The 18,757-nt window shown below is 37.4% G+C and carries 13 protein-coding genes and 1 riboswitch; of the genes, 2 read left to right on the top strand and 11 right to left on the bottom strand.

All coding sequences use genetic code 11. From position 1 onward, the window contains the following. Window positions 1–10 precede the first annotated feature (10 nt). A complete protein-coding gene (locus MUW56_RS12200) occupies window positions 11–2,944 on the bottom strand; it encodes a TonB-dependent receptor (RefSeq protein WP_292013459.1) in 2,934 nt (977 codons plus the stop codon). An 83-nt stretch (window positions 2,945–3,027) separates the two neighbouring features. After that, window positions 3,028–3,125: riboswitch (SAM riboswitch) on the bottom strand. A gap of 239 nt (window positions 3,126–3,364) precedes the next feature. Here MUW56_RS12200 and MUW56_RS12195 point away from each other — a divergent pair. Then, window positions 3,365–3,772, top strand: a complete 408-nt coding sequence (locus MUW56_RS12195; protein WP_292013458.1) for a type II 3-dehydroquinate dehydratase — start codon at window positions 3,365–3,367, stop codon at window positions 3,770–3,772. A gap of 204 nt (window positions 3,773–3,976) precedes the next feature. Further along, entirely contained in the window at window positions 3,977–4,414 is a 438-nt protein-coding gene (locus MUW56_RS12190) for a hypothetical protein (RefSeq protein ID WP_292013457.1), read from the top strand. Window positions 4,415–4,461: 47 nt separating this feature from the next. Here the strand turns inward: MUW56_RS12190 and pckA are convergent, their stop codons facing one another. From pckA to MUW56_RS12145, 10 genes are all read right to left on the bottom strand, one after another. Beyond that, window positions 4,462–6,078 (bottom strand): phosphoenolpyruvate carboxykinase (ATP), encoded by a 1,617-nt coding sequence (gene pckA / locus MUW56_RS12185; protein ID WP_292013456.1) that lies wholly within the window; start codon window positions 6,076–6,078, stop codon window positions 4,462–4,464. A 127-nt stretch (window positions 6,079–6,205) separates the two neighbouring features. Further along, window positions 6,206–7,111, bottom strand: a complete 906-nt coding sequence (locus tag MUW56_RS12180; protein ID WP_292013455.1) for a GYDIA family GHMP kinase — start codon at window positions 7,109–7,111, stop codon at window positions 6,206–6,208. An 11-nt stretch (window positions 7,112–7,122) separates the two neighbouring features. Next, window positions 7,123–7,998 carry an ACP S-malonyltransferase gene (gene fabD, locus MUW56_RS12175; RefSeq protein ID WP_292013454.1) on the bottom strand — a complete coding sequence of 292 codons (876 nt, stop codon included), beginning with the start codon at window positions 7,996–7,998 and terminating at the stop codon, window positions 7,123–7,125. Window positions 7,999–8,068: 70 nt separating this feature from the next. Next, window positions 8,069–10,009 (bottom strand): LysM peptidoglycan-binding domain-containing protein, encoded by a 1,941-nt coding sequence (locus MUW56_RS12170; protein WP_292013453.1) that lies wholly within the window; start codon window positions 10,007–10,009, stop codon window positions 8,069–8,071. Between the two features lie 38 nt (window positions 10,010–10,047). Then, on the bottom strand, window positions 10,048–11,634 hold the full coding sequence (bshC, locus tag MUW56_RS12165) for a bacillithiol biosynthesis cysteine-adding enzyme BshC (protein WP_292013452.1): 1,587 nt from the start codon (window positions 11,632–11,634) through the stop codon (window positions 10,048–10,050). A gap of 12 nt (window positions 11,635–11,646) precedes the next feature. Then, window positions 11,647–13,371, bottom strand: a complete 1,725-nt coding sequence (locus tag MUW56_RS12160) for a putative porin (RefSeq protein WP_367118516.1) — start codon at window positions 13,369–13,371, stop codon at window positions 11,647–11,649. Then, on the bottom strand, window positions 13,371–13,586 hold the full coding sequence (locus MUW56_RS22830; protein ID WP_367118515.1) for a hypothetical protein: 216 nt from the start codon (window positions 13,584–13,586) through the stop codon (window positions 13,371–13,373). The genes MUW56_RS12160 and MUW56_RS22830 overlap by 1 nt, the downstream gene beginning before the upstream one ends. A gap of 78 nt (window positions 13,587–13,664) precedes the next feature. Beyond that, on the bottom strand, window positions 13,665–14,324 hold the full coding sequence (locus MUW56_RS12155) for a hypothetical protein (RefSeq protein WP_292013451.1): 660 nt from the start codon (window positions 14,322–14,324) through the stop codon (window positions 13,665–13,667). 72 nt (window positions 14,325–14,396) lie between these two features. Further along, window positions 14,397–15,824 (bottom strand): RagB/SusD family nutrient uptake outer membrane protein, encoded by a 1,428-nt coding sequence (locus tag MUW56_RS12150; RefSeq protein ID WP_292013450.1) that lies wholly within the window; start codon window positions 15,822–15,824, stop codon window positions 14,397–14,399. 14 nt (window positions 15,825–15,838) lie between these two features. Beyond that, entirely contained in the window at window positions 15,839–18,682 is a 2,844-nt protein-coding gene (locus MUW56_RS12145) for a SusC/RagA family TonB-linked outer membrane protein (protein ID WP_292013449.1), read from the bottom strand. Window positions 18,683–18,757 lie beyond the last annotated feature (75 nt).

Raw genomic sequence — 18,757 nt, 5'->3', positions numbered from 1 at the left:
ATTTTATATGTTAAAGAGTAGCCTGAAGACCAAAAGTGATCGTCCTCATCGCAGGATATCTGTAATAGGTAGTTCCATCCAGTGCCTGCTCAGGATCCATTCCTTTATGTTTATAGAAAGTCAGAAGGTTTTCTGCCTGAACATAAATTCTGAATTTTTTAAGGCCTAATTTTTCAAAATAATCTGAAGGAAGGGTATATCCAATACTTACATTTTTAAGTCTTGCATAGGTTCCGGAATATAAAAACCTTGAAGAATTGGAAGTCCAGTTATTGGTAATGGTACTCAATGCAGGAACGTCGGTATTAGGATTTTCAGGAGTCCATCTGTTCAATATTTCCGTACTCCATGCACGGCCTCCCGAGCTTCCGTTATGCATCAATGAGGTATAATCCGTATCGAGGATTTTTCCTCCGATCTTAAAGGTCAGCAATCCTGAAAAGTCAAAATTCTTATACACAATACTTGTGCTGATCCCTCCGGATACCTTTGGCAGTGCAGATCCCTGCAATGTTCTTGTCGCTTTTGCATATTCGGAAGTAGTTCCTTCTACGGTATTTCCATTCGCATCTGTACTGATGGTTTTCCATAGCGGTTTTCCGTTGCTTGGATCTACTCCTGCCCATTCCGGAATATAGAAATCATATACCGAACCGCCTACCTGCAGGAGTTTTGTTCCGGTAAGGATAGATCCTTTCGGTAATTTTGTAATTGTATTATTCAGCGTACTCAGGTTGATATCTACATTCCATTGGAAATCATCATTCTTAACCGGTGTTGTGAAAAGGGAGAATTCAAAGCCTGTATTCTTGATCGTTCCGATATTGGCTGGAAAATCATTGATTCCCAAAGACGGAGCAACCGGCATATTAAAAAGAAGATCCTGGCTTTTCCGCTCAAAATATTCAATATTTCCTTTCACTCTGTTATTCAAAATTGCAAATTCCAGCCCTACGTTCAGATTAAGATTCGTTTCCCACTTCAATGCATTTGTTCTTGCCTTTTCGAGCACCGCTCCCGGCTCACCTAGATTGTTATAAAATTTATAAAGCTCCTGATAGGCATAATAAAGAGGAAGTTTATTGGGCTGCAGTAATTTATCATTTCCCTGGCCTCCATAACTTGCACGAAGGGTCAACTGGTTAAAGAAATTTAAATTTTTAATAAATTCTTCATTGGAGATCTTCCATGAGCCACCCACAGACCAGAATTTACCCCACCGGTTGTCTTTATAAAATCTTGAAGAACCATCCGCTCTTCCTGATGCGGATAAGAAGTACGTACTGTTAAAATCGTATTCCACTTTTCCAAGGTAGCTTAATAAGCTGACTTTATCACTGTTCCCGCTGAAACTTCCCAATAGGGCAGCCGCATCCGGCTCATAATAGTACGGAAGTGAAAACTGGCTTCTGGTCCCGGAAATGGTTTGATAATCATATTTATAAAATTCCTGCCCTGCCAAAACATTGAAATGATGTTTTCCGAATTTTTTGTCAAAAGTCAAAATATTACTGGTGGTATAAGACAATGTCCTGCTGTTTGACTTGGTCACAGATCCGCCAATCTCGCTTCCCTGACCGATCAGCGGGTTTGAATAATAATGTCCGTTATAGTTTACCAAATCCACAGAGAAACTTGACCTGAACTTTAATTCAGGAAGGAAAGTAAAATCCAGGAACCCTTTTCCGGAAAAGTTATCTTCTTTATTTTCATTTTTATCCAGTGGTAAAGTGGCTGCTAAATTTTGATTTTGAAGCGCACTGGTAGGTCTGTATTTTCCGAAATCATAGATTCTGTTTCCGGCAGCATCCAATACATAAGATCCATCAGGGTTTCTTTCGTAGTAAGGATAAAAAGAAGGAACTACCCTTGCCGCCTGGATCACATTACTGGCCTTGGAATCTGAAGAAGTCGGAGCCTGCTGAACGCTGTTGGTATAGCTTAAATTCACTCCTACATTCAACCATTTTTTTACTTCAGAATTGATTTTTAATCTTGTACTGTATTTTTTAAATCCAGACTCAATGGCCAATCCTTTATCATCCAGATATCCTAAGGAAAAGAAGTAGTTGCTTTTCTCGCTTCCTCCACTGATATCCAAATCTACCTGGTTTCGGGAAGCAACTCTTTGCAAAACATCCCTCCAGTCATCATTCCACAAAGGAGTGGCTCCGGGTAATAATTTTCCGTCTACCCCAACCGGTTTTGAATAATTGGGACCATAAGGATTAATTCCAAGTTCAGACACCAGGTTATTGGTTGCCATCTGTGCAGCCTGCTGAGCATTGACCTGGCTGGATCTGTATCCGTTTCTCAATGCTTCCCAATATAGCTGGAAGTATTGATCCGTATTCACCTGCTCGTAATCTTTTACCGCTCTGCTGGAAAATCCCTGGCTCATATTAAAATTGATCCTTGCCTCTCCTTTTTTACCGGATTTTGTGGTAATAATGATGATCCCGTTTGCCCCTCTTGAACCGTAAAGAGCACTTGCGGTTGCATCTTTCAGTACGCTGATGGATTCAATATCGTTAGGGCTGATGGAATTGAGATTTCCGTCAAAAGGAATTCCGTCTACCACATAGAGCGGATCACTGGAAGCACTGATAGATCCGATCCCTCTGATTCTAATAGTAGCCGTAGATCCCGGCTGCCCGGAAGCACTTGTCGTTTGTACGCCCGCAACCTGCCCTTCCAGTGCTTTGGTTATATTGGTAACAGGTCTGTTATTTATTTTGTCACTGGAAATCGTCGCCACTGAACCGGTATAACTCGTTCTTTTAGCTTTACCATAGGCTACCACTACTACTTCATCAATCTCCTTCTCTTTGAGTGTATCTTTTTTAGCCTGAGTACTCTGCCCGCTTACACTGCCAATTCCTAAGAAAAATACAGCAACCGGTGGAATCCACACTTTTGACTTTGTTAAATTTTTATTAATCATAATCAATTTTGTTTATCATATATTAAAATTTTGCCCTTTGCAGATAATACAGCAAAGGGCATCGATAAATACGATAAACCAAATGCTTATTTTTCCTTTAAAGGCTGAATGTAACACCTTGCGAAAAAGCAGGTTGTTAAGATTTCACAGGGTCAGTTCCCTCCATCTTTCTTTATAAGCCGATCGAAATATGTTTGCAAAGCTAAAAATATTTAGTCTACAAAACAAGTAGACTTATTAAATTTCATGATAATTTTTCAAAATTTAACTTAATTTTTTATTAAAAGCCATTAAAATAGAGCATTATAAAAATTATCATTTCACCAGACATGACAAATGTCATTGAAAATAATTCAAACAACAAAAAACAGACAGGAAGAAAGTTTTAATCTTTACCAGAAAAAGTTTTAATTTTATAGAATGAAAGTTTTGATTATAAACGGGCCTAATCTCAATCTTTTAGGCACAAGAGAACCTGAAATCTATGGAAGTATTTCTATGGAAACTTATTTGGAAACTCTAAAGTCCGAGTTCAGTTCCTATGAATTGAAATATTATCAGTCTAATATTGAAGGGGAATTGATCAACAGATTGCAGGAAGATGATTTTGATGCAGTAGTCATCAATCCAGGCGCTTTTACTCATTATTCCTATGCCATTGCAGACTGTTTGAAGAACATCCGGAAGCCTAAAGTTGAAGTTCATATCAGCAATATTTATAAGAGAGAAGAATTCAGACAAAAGTCTGTGACTGCTGCCAATACTGACGCCGTTTTATCCGGTTTTGGAATGGATGGATATAGATTGGCAATAGTAAGCTTACAATAAATCGATACTGTTTCTGAGAGGTCGGGGTAATCAGATTTTTTGCAATGTTTTATTTTCTATCCCATCAATATCTGTAAAGCTTACCTAACTTCTGGAGAAAAAATGATCTGAATCCGGAATAAACAACACCATTCAGATCTAGCACACTACGTTTGAATTAATCCGAATGATCAATATTCCCCTATTGCTTAACAAAATGTATCCATGAAGGTCAATGATAAAATTTACTGTACTAATGTTGGAGTCTATTCAAATCAATTAACAAAAAGAAAATGTTACAGTATTGGAGAGATAAATTCCCAAAATGTAAGGATTTATAATGATGAGAACAGGCTTAGATGGTATTCAAAATTTTATTTCAGCTCAGAAATTGATCCTGAGATCGTTTCCATTCATTTAGATGATAATATAAAAAATGCAGAATCTGATGCTGTAGAAGTCACCTTTACATTTTCAAATCAGGATAAATATTGGGTAGCCTTTACAACCCCAAAATACCTGGATCAGCTTCTGGAAGCCCAACCTTATCTTTCTATAGACAGCATTATCATCGTTAAAAACCTGAATGATGGGATAATCAAATCAACAATTTATAAGCTGGATGCGCAGAATGAATTGACTGGAAATTGTAAAAAATACTAAAAAAGCCTCATCGATGATGAGGCTTTTGTCTATATTTAGTACTATGATTAGATCGTCTGTTCCTGCAATTGAGGTCCTGAAACCACTAATTTCTTACCTTCTTCAGTATCGCAATACTGCTCAAAGTTTTTAATATATCTTGAGGCAAGATCTTTTGCTTTTTCTTCCCATTCTGAAACATTGCTGTATGTATCTCTCGGATCAAGAATACCTTCAGAAACATTTGGAAGTTCAGTAGGAATTTCAAGGTTCATAATCGGAACCTGAGTTTTAGGAGCGTTCTCGATAGAGCCATCGATGATTGCATCAATGATTGCTCTTGTATCTTTTAAAGAGATTCTTTTTCCGGTACCGTTCCAACCTGTATTTACCAAATAGGCTTTAGCACCGTGTTCTTTCATTTTACCGATCAATGTTTTAGAATACATCGTAGGGTGCAATGTAAGGAATGCTTCACCGAATGCAGGAGAGAAAGATGGCTGAGGTTCTGTAATTCCTCTTTCTGTACCTGCTAATTTAGAGGTATATCCGCAAAGGAAATGATATTGTGCCTGTTCCTCATTCAGAATAGAAACCGGAGGAAGTACTCCGAATGCGTCTGCTGAAAGATAAACAATCTTTTTAGCATGTCCTGCCTTAGAGGGCAATACAATTTTATTGATATGATAGATTGGATAAGAAACTCTTGTATTCTCCGTGATTGAACCATCCTTATAATCAGCTATTCCATTGTTGATCACAACGTTTTCAAGAAGAGCATCTCTTTTAATCGCTCTGAAAATATCCGGTTCTTTTTCTTCTGACAAGTCGATTACTTTAGCGTAGCATCCTCCTTCATAGTTGAATACTCCGTTGTTATCCCATCCGTGCTCATCGTCACCGATAAGATATCTTTTCGGATCTGCGGATAAAGTTGTTTTTCCTGTTCCTGAAAGCCCAAAGAATAAAGCAACATCTCCTTTTTCTCCAACATTAGCAGAACAATGCATTGAAGCCATCCCTTTTAGCGGAAGGTAATAGTTCATCATCGCAAACATTCCTTTCTTCATTTCACCTCCGTACCAAGTACCTCCGATGATCTGTAGTTTTTCAGTAAGGTTGAACATAATGAAGTTTTCAGAGTTCAATCCCTGTGCTTCCCAGTTCGGGTTTGTTGTTTTAGAACCGTTGATTACTGTAAAATCAGGCTCTCCAAAGTTTTCAAGCTCATAATGTGAAGGACGAATGAACATATTGGTAACGAAATGTGCCTGCCATGCCACTTCAACGATAAATCTTACTTTAAGTCTTGTATCTGCATTGGTACCACAGAAAGCATCCACAACATAAATCTTCTTAGCTTCAGAAAGCTGGTTCATCACTAGTTCTTTACAAGACCCGAAAATTTCCGGTGTTGTAGGTAAATTGACTTTACCATCCCAAAAAATTGTATCTCTTGTAACATCATCCTGAACAATATATCTGTCTTTAGGTGAACGACCTGTGAAAATTCCTGTTTTTACGGATACCGCGCCAGACTCGGTAAGCTCAGCTTTCTCAAATCCCTGATTTTCAGGAGAAACTTCAGCCTGGTATAATTCTTCATACGAAGGATTGTACACTACTTCATAGTTTCCTTTAATCCCTAATTTCTCTAAATCCTGGATGATTTTAGTGTTTTTCATTTTACTTATATTTTCTATTTCTTTATTGAGTTCAACAAAAATAATATTAATTATTTGTTAAAGGTGGTTTAAATATACTGATATAAGTCAGAATGACAAATAAAAAAAGAGGTTTGTAAAATACTGATTACAAATCAATTATATCAGACCATTCAAAAACAGATGTAAAACCTTTCTCCCAAAAATAGTCTTTAAAGCCCCTAAATTTGGCACTCATCACAAAATCTCCGCCCCAGGCACCTAAACTTTTCACAAATGAAGGACAATCGGAGAATATTTTTTCTTTAACTGTGAGAATTTCAAGAAAATCAGCAATTTTATGCTCATGAATCATCATTAGTTCTGAAAATTTTTCCAATTCATTGCATAACAAAATTTTCTTTGTGATATCTGAAAATTCATGAACCAATTTCTGAGATTTTGGTTTTGACTTGTAAAAACTGATTCCTTCCCGGCTGTCCTGCTTTTGATTTAAGTGGATAAAAATCAATTCATTTTTAAAAGAAGGACTAAAATCTACTTTCTCATATTGGATCTCCGGTTTACTTTGGAAAAGAACGGCAGATTTTTCTTTTGCAACGGCAATATCATATCCACTACCTCCCAAGCTGATGGTATTGAGATAAAAAGGGTCTACTTCAGCCCATTCTGCAAGGTTATTCATCAATGTAGAACTACTTCCAAGGCCGAAATCTGCTGGAAACTGAAGGTTTGTTTTTAAATGATAGGAACAATCGTTTGTGAATCGAATGTTGGAAAGCTGCTGAACATTCTTTAATGTTTTTAGAATAAATTCAGCGCTGGCTGGAATATTGGTTTCCTGAATCTGCCAGTTTTTATAATCCATGACAGCCGTTAACCATAATTTGTTTTGATGAAAAGCTTCCCAGTGAATAAGGAATTGATGATCATCCTTTTCTTCAAAAAAAAACTCTTGTCCCAGCTTGGTAGGTACCGCTAAGACAAGAGCTCCGTCTATCGCGAAATATTCTGAAGTAAGCATAAGCTTGCCCGGTGAAAATATCGCGTTCATATTTTCTATTATTAGATGGCAGACGTAGCGTCTACCGATGCATCAATTTTTTTGATCAATCCCTGAAGTGTTTTCCCAGGACCTACTTCCACAAAATTGGAAGCTCCGTCTTTGATCATGTTCTGAACAGACTGTGTCCATTTTACGGGACCTGTCAGCTGATCAATAAGATTTTGCTTAATTTCATCAGGATTAGTCACCGCCGTAGTGGTGATATTCTGATATACCGGAATTGTTGCTTTTCTAAATTTCGTTTTCTCAATAGCAGCGGCCAGTCTTTCCTGTGCAGGCTGCATCAATGGAGAATGGAAAGCTCCGTTTACAGGTAATAATAAGGCTCTTTTAGCACCTGCTTCTTTCAATTTTACACACGCTTCTTCTACCGCAGATGTTTCACCAGAAATCACCAACTGCCCGGGGCAATTGTAATTAGCAGGCACCACTATTCCGCTGATCTGAGCGCAGATTTCTTCTACTTTAGCATCTTCCAATCCTAAAATAGCAGCCATAGAACTTGGATTGGCATCACAAGCTTCCTGCATCGCCTTAGCTCTTTCGGATACTAATTTTAAACCATCATCAAAAGACAACACGCCATTGGCTACCAATGCTGAGAACTCCCCTAAAGAGTGTCCTGCTACCATTTCGGCTCCAAGACCGTTGACTGCTTTTAATGCGGCTACGGAATGTATAAAGATAGAAGGCTGGGTAACCTCTGTTTTCTTAAGATCTTCATTCGTTCCGTTAAACATAATGGAAAGAATGTCGAAACCCAAAATTTCATTGGCAGATTCCATCAGATCTTTAATATCTTTTCTAGAATCATACAATTCCTGTCCCATTCCTACGAACTGAGAACCCTGCCCCGGAAATACAAGTGCTTTCATGTACTGAATTAAATATTATGCAAATATAACTATAATGTTAATAACATTGTGTTAAAGAGATATAAATCATTTACGGAACCAGTCTGATTACTCTGTAACCGGTATTTACGTAGGCTCCGTTTGCTTTAGACTTTACAAATTCAAATTTGGTGGCAAGCTGAGTCTGAACCTTATTCATTTGTTTAAAGATCTCTCCTTTTTTATTTTCTCTGGTCAGCATATCATTTACCACGTCAAAACCTACTATTGCATATTTAGGAGGCGTTTTGCAGTATTTGGTTTTATAAGCTGCTAAAATTTCTTTTTCAAAACTACCGTCTGTATTGATCTTTCTATCCATCAGGTATACTAAACTGGCCTGGCTCAGATCATCCACTCTCTTTTCAAAGGCCGGAGAATAGAACATGCTAAATGCTTTTACACCCTGAACTTCTTTAGAAAGAGCAATCAGTCTGTTGGCAAAAGCATCACCAACTCCATCGTTATCATTGGCCAAAATAGCAATAACCGGTGCAGACTGCCCTGTCATCATATTCTGATCCAGCTGAATTTCTGCAGGAGAATTCACAATAACAATATTTGGATTTTTCACTGCTTTTTCAAGACCGGTTTTAATGTAGCTGGCATTTTCTTTTTTAGTATCTGCCACTACATATATTTTCTGATCTGAATATACTGATTTTACTTCTTCTACTATTTTATCAGCATAGGTCTGATTGTTCGTTTCAACAATAATCAGATTGTTGTAGTTGTATAATTCCGGAGAGTTCGCAAAGGGTGCCACAATCGGTATTTTCTGATTTTTAGTAAAATCAAGGACATCAATTACATTGGATTTAAAGAACGGTCCGATGATCAGGTCCGTATTATCCGGATTGATCTGCGTCAAAGAGTTTCTAAACGAAGCTTCATTTCCGGAGTCTACCACTTTGATGTCCAGTTTCTGTCCTCCTCTGGCATTTCTTTCGATCGCCAGTTTAGCTCCGGTAAGGAAATCTAAAGCCATTCCTCTGTACTGAGTTTCGTTCGTACTGTATCCGAAAGGAAGCATCAGCACTACGCTCAAAGCATCCCCGTTTTTCTTCACATAAGCCGGATCCTGCTTTTTGATCTTTAAAACCATTCCGGTTTTCAATCCATGGGAAAGGTCCGGGTTAAGAGCGATCAATTCATCAATACTCACTCCGAATTTATTAACAATGGAGAATACGGTATCTCCCTGCTGAACGGTATAGGTTACGTAATCATCTGCTACGGTAACATTGGATACGGATGATGACGGTTTCCCGGCTTCTGAATCTATTTTTGCCTTTGGATTGGCAGGTTCAGCAACCGTATTATCTGCAGTTGATTTCTTTATTTTAATAGAATCACCGGGCTTCAGTCCCTTTTCTTCCAATCCCGGATTCAAGGCGAATAATTCCTGCTGGCTGATTCCAAACTGTTTTGTAATTCTGTAATAATTATCTTTTGCCTGGATCACATAGGCTTCTCCTTCTGTATGAGCAGCAGCAACCGGGTTTTCTACGGGTGTTTCTACAGGCTTTTCAGCCGTAACAACAGCCTGTTGGCTTCCGCCATATTTTTTGATGCTTTCAAGAGGCAGTGTAATCTCATCACCGATCTTCATATGGGAATCCAGCTCCGGATTCAGTTTTCTTAAATCGGTTTCAGAGATTCTGTATTGCTTTGTAATTCCGTAGATCGTTTGCTTGGGCTGTAAAACAATTTTTCCTATTGAAGTACCTGCGCTGGTTTTTACCTTTTCGGCAACGGCAGTTTTGGTAACAGCCGGAACAGCTGCCTTATCTGATTTTATTGTTAAAACATCTCCAATAGCCAACTTACCGTCTTTAAACTTTGGGTTTAATTTCAGCAATTCATCTACAGTCATTCCATACTTCTTTGCAATGTTGTAAGGGTTGTCACCTTGTACAACGGTATGCGATTTTTGAGCTGAAACTCCCAAAACCATACATAAACTGGATAGAATAAAAAACCTCTTTATCATATTCGATAATTATAATTTACAAAAATACTTCTTTAAAATTAAATGGCAACAATTATTAATTTGGATTCTTGAACCACCATCTCTTCCAAACAATTTTCAAGCCACGAATACCCGTCATCCGAAAAGAATACGCTAAAGTTATAGACCCTCTCCTGCCAGGTTTTGGACGGGTGCACACTGAGGAACAGGTTTTCAAGCCTTTCCAGCAATTCACTCTGCTTTATCTTTTCAGCATGAAGCAAACGTTTCTTCATTCTTTTAAAAGATTTCAGCTGTCTTACTTCTTCTGCTTTCACCATATTGCCAAAAGACTTCTCCGTGGTTTCGGCTTCGGTTTTCAATTCAGAAAATTGACGGATCAGAAGTTCTTCCTTTTCATCCAATAGTTTTAGAATTGCATTATTTTCTAAAATCTTATGATTGGTAATGACCGTAAAATTCTGGAAAAAATCTTCTATTTTAAGGTCTAATTTTTCAATTTTCCCGAGTGTTTTTTCTTTCAGGAACAGCATCGAATTCCTTGGAACTAAAATGGGAAAAGGAATATCCAGCATTGAAAAATAATCTTTGAGCTCCAGCCAATACATGATTTCTGCATTACCCCCAATATAGGCCAGGTTCGGCAATACTTTCTCCTGGTAGACCGGCCGCATTAAAGCATTCGGACTGAACCTTTCGGGATAATTTTCGAGCTCGGCCAATATTTCTTCTTCCGTAAACCGGATATCCGTATCTACAATGATATATTGCTGGCCGTTATAATCAATTCTATCCCTTGTTTCAGTAAGATAAAAAAGATTGATTTCACGCGGATTCACCTGTACTTTCCCGTACTTTTCCGTCAGAAAATCAACTTTATTTTCAGAAGTTTTTTGTAAACTGAAATGCAGAAGCTCTTCTTTAAAAACTTCTTTAATCTGATTTTTAAGTTCTTTAGAGTCTCCATCAAGAATCAAAAGACCAAATTCTGAAAACAGACGATTTACTAGAATCTGAATAGCCTGAGTCAGTGTATTTCCTGGTTTATAGGCTTCTTTCATCATTAAGATCAACTCCGTTCCAAAAATAGAATCTTTAAATTCTTTTTCAAATTCAGAAATGAAAAAGGTATCGGTGATCTCAATTCTCCCTACCGGGCCTCCGGACTTTTCATGGGTCTCATAGTAGTTATTTTCCGTTTTAAAATGATTGATCTCTATAAAATCATGATCTTCCGACGCCATCCAATATACCGGTACAAAATTAAAATCCGGGAAGTTTTCTTTTAGATAGCTGCATGTTTTAATGGTCTGTAAAATCTTATAGACGAAAAAAACAGGTCCTGAAAAAAGATTCAGCTGATGTCCTGTTGTAATGGTGAATGTATTGGGAAGCTTAAGATTTTCCAGATGCTCTCTCTGCCTTGAAGAAAGACGAAGATCTGAAAGTTGCTTTTCCAATACATCCAACAGAATTTCCCTTTGTTCCGATGAAAAAGATTCTTGCTTTAGGTGGATCTGATTTCTGAAATGATCCAGAGAGAAAGTATTGTTTTCAAAACCCTCAATTTTCTGATTCAAAAAATCTTTTACCAGTTGGGGGATGCTTTCGATATCGTTAAATGATATTTTATTAATTGTTTTCAACTTGCTTTGTTTTTAGTTGAACAGATACCACACAATTCCGATGTTTAACCTGAAATCATATACCGGATAATGTGAAAATGCATATGCTTTATTATTGGAAATAACGGTTCCGATCTGCTGCCCTTCGATGAAGAAAAACATTTTTTTGACCTTCATATTGATATAAAGATCGGCAATAGGCTGACCGCCAATAGAGAATGAATTGGCATTCGGAAGAATATATTCATTAAGGATAGGGAAATAATCCCTTGAGGCAAATTTAGAGAAGTAATATACTTTAACTCCGGCCTGAATTTCTGCTGCTTTTTGAAATGCCTGTGTCTGATAGAAGAAATTTGCTCTTCCGATAAATCCAGGCATAGGCAGCAGATCTTTATTCGTCAATGCATTTTGGAAGTGAAGTCTTGTGTTTAAATGAAATTTACCATAGCTGAATGTAGCATCCCCTCCAATCTGAGAAATGTTCAACGAGCTTTCACTCTGTTTTGGATTGGCATTGCTGTCAAAATAGGTATAATTATCAATTCTGAAATAGTTGGCAAAGATTTCCGTTTTGAACCACTTTAGGTTAATGCTTCCCCCGATTTCCATCACAGACTGATTCTTGGCATTTTCAAGATAATAGTTGTACTTGCTGTACACAGAAGTATTCAATAAATAATTAAAGGAAGGATAAGCGCTTTGGAAATTGACCTTTGCATTGACAAAATAATCTTTTATAGGCTCAAACTTCAAACTGTTTGTTGTTTTAAGATAGCTTTTAAACTGGCTTCCATTTGAAAACTCTAAAAATGATTTCAACTGAATTTTATCCCAGAGTTTCACCTGTAGGTTTCCTACGGCTCCAATTCTGTTTTCCTTAAGTTCATTCGGGAAAGTGACTCCATTGGCAATAACGGCATCATTAATTCCGAATTTTAAGGTCTGGTAACGGACTCCGGCATCCAACCTGAATTTTTCATTATTAAAAACAAGGCTTACCGTATTGCTGAAATTTTCCGAATACTTTTTGGTGGCCATAGGAAAACCGTTGACCAATTCTGTAGGTTCGGTATACCAATAGGTTTCCAATCCTCCGTTATAGTAATATTTGTTGCCCTGATGAGAAATTGTATGTCTGATGCTGAAAGGGAACTTTTCCGAATTGAAAGGAGTTAGCTGATGGCTTAAATAATATCTCCTGTAAGCGAATTGCGAGCTGCTGGTTGCCAGATTAACCTGCATATTCTGCCTGTTGTTCGAATTACTGTCTCCATTTTGAAACAGATCATCTTCAGCAATTCCTCCGCTTTCCTGATTGTTTACGTTCTGATGAAGGTAATGGGCAAACAATTCATAATTTCCGTTTTTGGAAATATAATGTCCTGAAAAAATTGTATTGTTATTCGCTGCTAAGGAGTTCCGATACATTCCCTGAGAACGAAGTCCCATATATTCTATAGCAAAGTTGAATCTTTTCCCGATATTTTGGGTATAGGTAGATTGTAATGCGGCTCCGTTTTTCATGGCATTATGATAGATGAACGATGCGGTAGGTGTTTTCACATCATAATACTTCACATCATCTGCTCCCAGGATCATATAGGATTTATTGGAAGGCAAAAGCGACAAACTCTGTTCTGCATTTACCTCAAATACAAGAGGGTTAAACCCGGCACCTATATTGGCCGGCTGTACTTTTCCAAAGTTGTCATGATTGTTATACTGAGAAAAGATATAGGTCTTATTAAAAGTCATTACGGTATCAAAAACCTTTTTTCTGCAAATTGAGTCTGATACTGATAATCGTTGATGGTAGGTTTGAAAATTTTTAAGGAATCTTTTTTCCCTGAGTCTATAACTAATGTATCTTCTTGTTTTTGTGCGGCTTTACCAGCATCAGCTGTTTTGTCAACAACCTGGGCTTTGCCAGCAAAACCCAAAAAGATGATTATGAAAAGGATGTACTTCATTATTCATTATTGTACAGCAAAAATAAGAAATAATAAGAAATAAAAACCCCTGCCGACGGCAAGGGTTAATTTATACGATTACTTGTTGACAAAATCCACCAGTTTTATCATGTCCGGTTCTTTGCTAAAGCTGATCTTATTAGACTTCACAAAGTTTTCAAGTTCTTTTTTATCTACAGAGAAAAGTTCGGCTGCATCAGCGGTATTTTTAGGAAATTTATAGAATTTTCCTTTTCCGGAGATCAGGTACAGATCTTTTTCTTTGGCATAATAGTCATTGGCATCCTGAGTAAATCCATTATTGCTTTTCGTGCCTGTTATAAGCTCCATTTTCTCTCTTTTGTACAAAGAAAACTTAGGATTATCTACAAGCAGTACCAGAAACCCGGCCTTTGCTTTTCCATCATAGGTATAAGTAAGGGATTCATATGTTTTTTTCAGTTCCGGGAATTGAATTTTAAGCCCGTTTTCTTTATTGGCATAGTAAAGTTCATTACCTGTTTTGAATTCCATCTCATCATGGTAAGCGTTATAACGAAGATCCTGAACATTTTTGCTGTAATCTTTGATGATTACTTTGTCAAACTTATCTCCATTAATATAGGGAGAACCGTCAACTTTACGATCTTCTTTATTCACTTTGTTCGGCTTACTGTAGAATCCGTTTGGAGTGGTAACCACTTGCTGTATATCGTGGTTTTGGGAAAAGAGCCCATGCCCTGCAACGATGGTTATCATAAAAAGTGTTTTTCTCATATTAATTGTCTTCATGGTTAAAAAAAAGCCGCTCTAGAGCGGCTTTACTATGTATTAATTACCAAACCCAGGGTTAGGCGTTACCAATGTTCCAGGAACATTGATTTCAGCTCTTGGGATCGGGAATGTCAATAACTGATTTCCGATACTTCTAACCGTACCATCAACACCGTTTGCATTTCTTTGAGTAATAGACTGACTTCTTCTCAGTAGATCCCAGTACCCAAATCCTTCACCAACAAGCTCTTTCTGTCTTTCAGTATAAATCATATCTTCGGTAACAGAAGTTACTAAAGGAAGAGTCCCAGCAGTTCCTTTTCCACGTTTAGCCTGAATTTGATTGAAATAACCTACTGCAATAGTAGGATTTCCAGCCTTAATTTCTGCTTCAGCACCATTTAACAGCACCTCTTCATATCTAACAAGGTGAATATTATCAAAGCTGTTTACATATTTCCCGTTAAGCACGTTTGCAGGTGTAATCACATCTTTTCTAACATCATCCGCTACATAAGAGTTTCTTAAAGCAGGCAATACTTTCATATTTCCGTACCCGTTCGGAGCAACGTTTAATTTATTTGCAATAGATGTTGTTCCTAAATCGTTAGTAGAACCTACTGCAATTTCAAAGATAGAGTTTGCTGCAGAGTTCGGCTTAGAGAAGCTGCTTGAGAAATCAGAAGCAGAAATAACAGCATATTTCCCTGAAGCAACAATGTCTGCTACTAAAGATTTCACTTTTGTATAATCACCTTTGTATAAGTAATATCTAGACATTAATGCTTTCACACCATATTGGTTGATCTCTGTTCTGATAGTATGTACGTTAGATGATGGAGTTCCCATTAAAGCAAGTGCTTTATCAAAGTCAGCTTCAATCTGAGCTCTGGTTTCTGCTACCGTAGATCTAGCTTGTTTAGCCTGAGGATTATAAGTAACAGGAATCACGACTCCGGTAGTTCCGCCTGAATATTCCTGCCCAAACATTCTCAAAAGGTCAAATAAAGCCAAAGCTCTTGAAGCATAAGCCTGTCCTTTCAGATAGTTAGCTCTCGCCTGAATAACAGCAGGATCCTGAGATGATTTCCAAGTCAGCTGACCAGTAGGCACATTGTTGATCACAATATTTGCCTTGGCAATAGCCTGATACATATTCATATACGGACCTGAAGAGTATTGATCACCAGCTGTCATTGAATAGGATGCTACTGTTTGATAATAACCGGCACCGTTAGCAAAGTCAGAATACATATTATTACTTCTTACCTCTCCAATCATTAAGAAATCACATCCATAATAAGATGCATTTCTCATAGAAACATACTGTCCTTTTACAAAAGACTCTAATTCTTCGATTGTATTTAATGGTCCCTGCTGAACCTGCTGATAGAATTCAGTATCAATGAAGTCATCACTACATGAAGCTAATGCTGCAGTAGATAATACTGCTAACATTCCATATTTTAAAATATACTTTTTCATTTTTTCTTAACTAATTAAAATTGAAGGTTAAACCCTAATGAATACGTTTTCTGAACAGGTAAGTTAAGGTTATTAGTTGCGTTTAAGTTGTTCTCAGGGTCAAACTTAAGATTCTTATCATAACGGTACGTCAGGATGTTATTACCTTGAACATATACCTCGAATCCGTTAAGTCCGGTTCCTTTTAACATATTAGCATCAAATCTGTATCCTACTCTTACATTGCTTAATCTTAAGTAATCTGTTTTAGCTAAGAATCTTGTAGAAGCTCTGTTTGAGTTTGTAGCATTTAAATATACTGGTTTCGGGTTAACTGCGTTAGGGTTTGATGGAGTCCAGAAATCAAGAGCATCCGTTGAACCAGGATAAGAGAATACGTATTGACCGTCAGATTGAGTATATGAAGCCCAGTCATTCAATACTTTACCTCCAAATCCGAATGTTCCTAGAGCAGATAATGTAAAGTTTTTATAAGAAAGGTTAAGGTTTACCCCTCCAAACACGTTAGAATAAGATCTTCCCTGTACAGCAAGGGCTGCATCTGCATATTTGTTGGTAGTTTCTCCGTCTACCCCATTTTTATACCATAGCGGATCTCCGTTTGTAGGATCTACACCAGCCCATTTTCTAATGAAGAATGTTCCGATTCCTTCCCCTTGTCTCAGGATGGTAGAACCTGTAATAACGTCCTGACCTCCATATAACGACGTGATTTCGTTTTTCAGTGTGCTCAAGTTACCTCCAATGCTTAAGTTGAAGTCTTCGTTTTTGATTACATCATAGTTTACCGTAAATTCGAAACCTTTGTTTACCAATGATCCAACGTTAACATCCATAAATGGATACGTTAAAGTACTTTCTGAAGGAATAGGCAATCCCTGAGACAGTTGCAAAGGCACACTAAATACCAAGTCTTCTGTTTTCTTGTTATAATATTCTGCAGTAACGGTAAGTCTGTTTCTGAAGAAGCCCATATCAACACCTAAGCTTAATGGCTTTACAGTTTCCCATCTTAGGTCTGGGTTGTAAACGTATTTTGTAAATCCGGCAGGGGCATCATTATAGTTTGCAGTATATTCATATAAAGAATATGGAGTACTGTTAATGGTGTTCCCTACTTTACCATAAGATCCTCTTAGTTTAAATAGAGAGATTTTTTCCCAATCTTTTACAAACTGAAGTCTTGCCAAGTCAACCCCTACTCCAACTGAATAGAAAGTCCCCCATTTTTGACCAGGTGTAAAGTTTGATAATGCGTCTCTTCTTACGGAAGCGTCCACTAAGATTAATTTATCATAATCATAGTTTAATACAGCTGCGTAACCGTTTCTTGAACTTGTAGATCTTTCACCTCTTGCATAGATAGGCTTGATGAAGTTACTCAATGTTTCAAGATTCGGAGATCCTACATTCACTCCTTGTCCGGCAACAAATCTATAATTTCTCTGATATGCTTCCTGGATTGCAGAGATGTTGAATCTGTTTTTATCTCCTAATCTGAAGTTATAGTTAACGATATTCTGTAAGTTCCAGTTAAAATATCTTGATGTAGATTCGGTTTTTCTACCGTTTACCTGATATCCGTCCCCATGAATCGGGTTGTAATATGTATCGTTTTCGATGTTGTTTAATTCAGCTCCGAAAACAATTTTATATGATAAATTCTTTAAAATCTGATATTCTCCATATAGATTTCCAAAGATTCTTGCAGTAGAAGCTCTGAAGTAGTTATTATCCTGTACATAACCTGAGTTATATAAGTTATTACTCAATCTACCGCTGTTTCCTAGATAATAAGTTCCATCCGGATTATAACCTAGATCGGTAGGTCTTGCAAATAATTCAAATAAGATTGGGTTTGCAAATCCTCCTCCGTTTGGCAACGTGTTAATTCTACTGTATGATAGTTGTAAATCTGTACCAAATTTGAAATTATCCGTCGCTTTATAATCAACTTTTGTTGTAAATCCTAAACGTTTGAAATCAGATCCTTTCAATTCACTTTCCTGTAAGAAGTAGTTGGCAGAGTTATAATAAGTAATTCTGTCATTACCTCCACTGATGGATGCGTTTACTGAATTCTGATATCCACTTCTGCTGGTTACGTCTCTCCAGTTGGTATTGTTGGAAGTCGTGTAGATATTTTGTGCTACAGCTCCGTAACCACCTTTCACGGCATCTGAATAAACAGATTCAGGGCTAACTTTATAATAGTTACCCAATGCATTAGCTAAAAGATATCTATACTGATCCGTATTCAATCCTTTCATGCCTTCAATAGCACGGGAGTTGGTTCCGGATTCGAAGTTTAATGAGATCTTCGGTTTACCTTTCTTACCTGATTTTGTTGTAATTACAATTACCCCGGCACCAGCATCCGCTCCGTATACTGCTGTAGAAGCAGCATCTTTAAGTACGGTTACACTTTCAATATCATCACTGTTAAGGTTAGCTAAGATATTGGCAGTAGTAGCTCCGGTTGTAAGGTCACCACTCTGTACTCTGACCCCATCAACCACGTAAATTGGATTGACACCACCATTCACGGAAGCAATACCTCTTACACGAACCGATGCAAAACCTCCAGGCTGTCCTGATGCATTTCCTGTCTGAACACCGGAAACCCTACCTTGAAGCATTTTGTCAACTGATGCTACAGGAACATCCTTTATCGCATCACTTTTCATCGTACCCACAGCACCAGTTAATTCCTGTACTGTTTTCTTCTGTCCGAATCCAACCATTACTACCTCTTCAATCTGAGTAGTCGTTGAATCCTTTTTTGTTTTTTGCGCAAAAGCAGTCTGCCCCATAAAAAACAAAGCCCCCACACTTAACACACTTAGTTTCACATTCATATTAACAAATTTTATTAATAAATTTTAAGAAGACAAATATGTTAATAAATATTAACATTCGCAAGTTTTTTAAGT

The sequence above is a fragment of the Chryseobacterium sp. genome, from assembly GCF_022869225.1.
In the GTDB taxonomy this organism is placed as follows: Bacteria; Bacteroidota; Bacteroidia; order Flavobacteriales; family Weeksellaceae; genus Chryseobacterium.
This window is presented reverse-complemented; position numbering and strand designations above follow the sequence as displayed.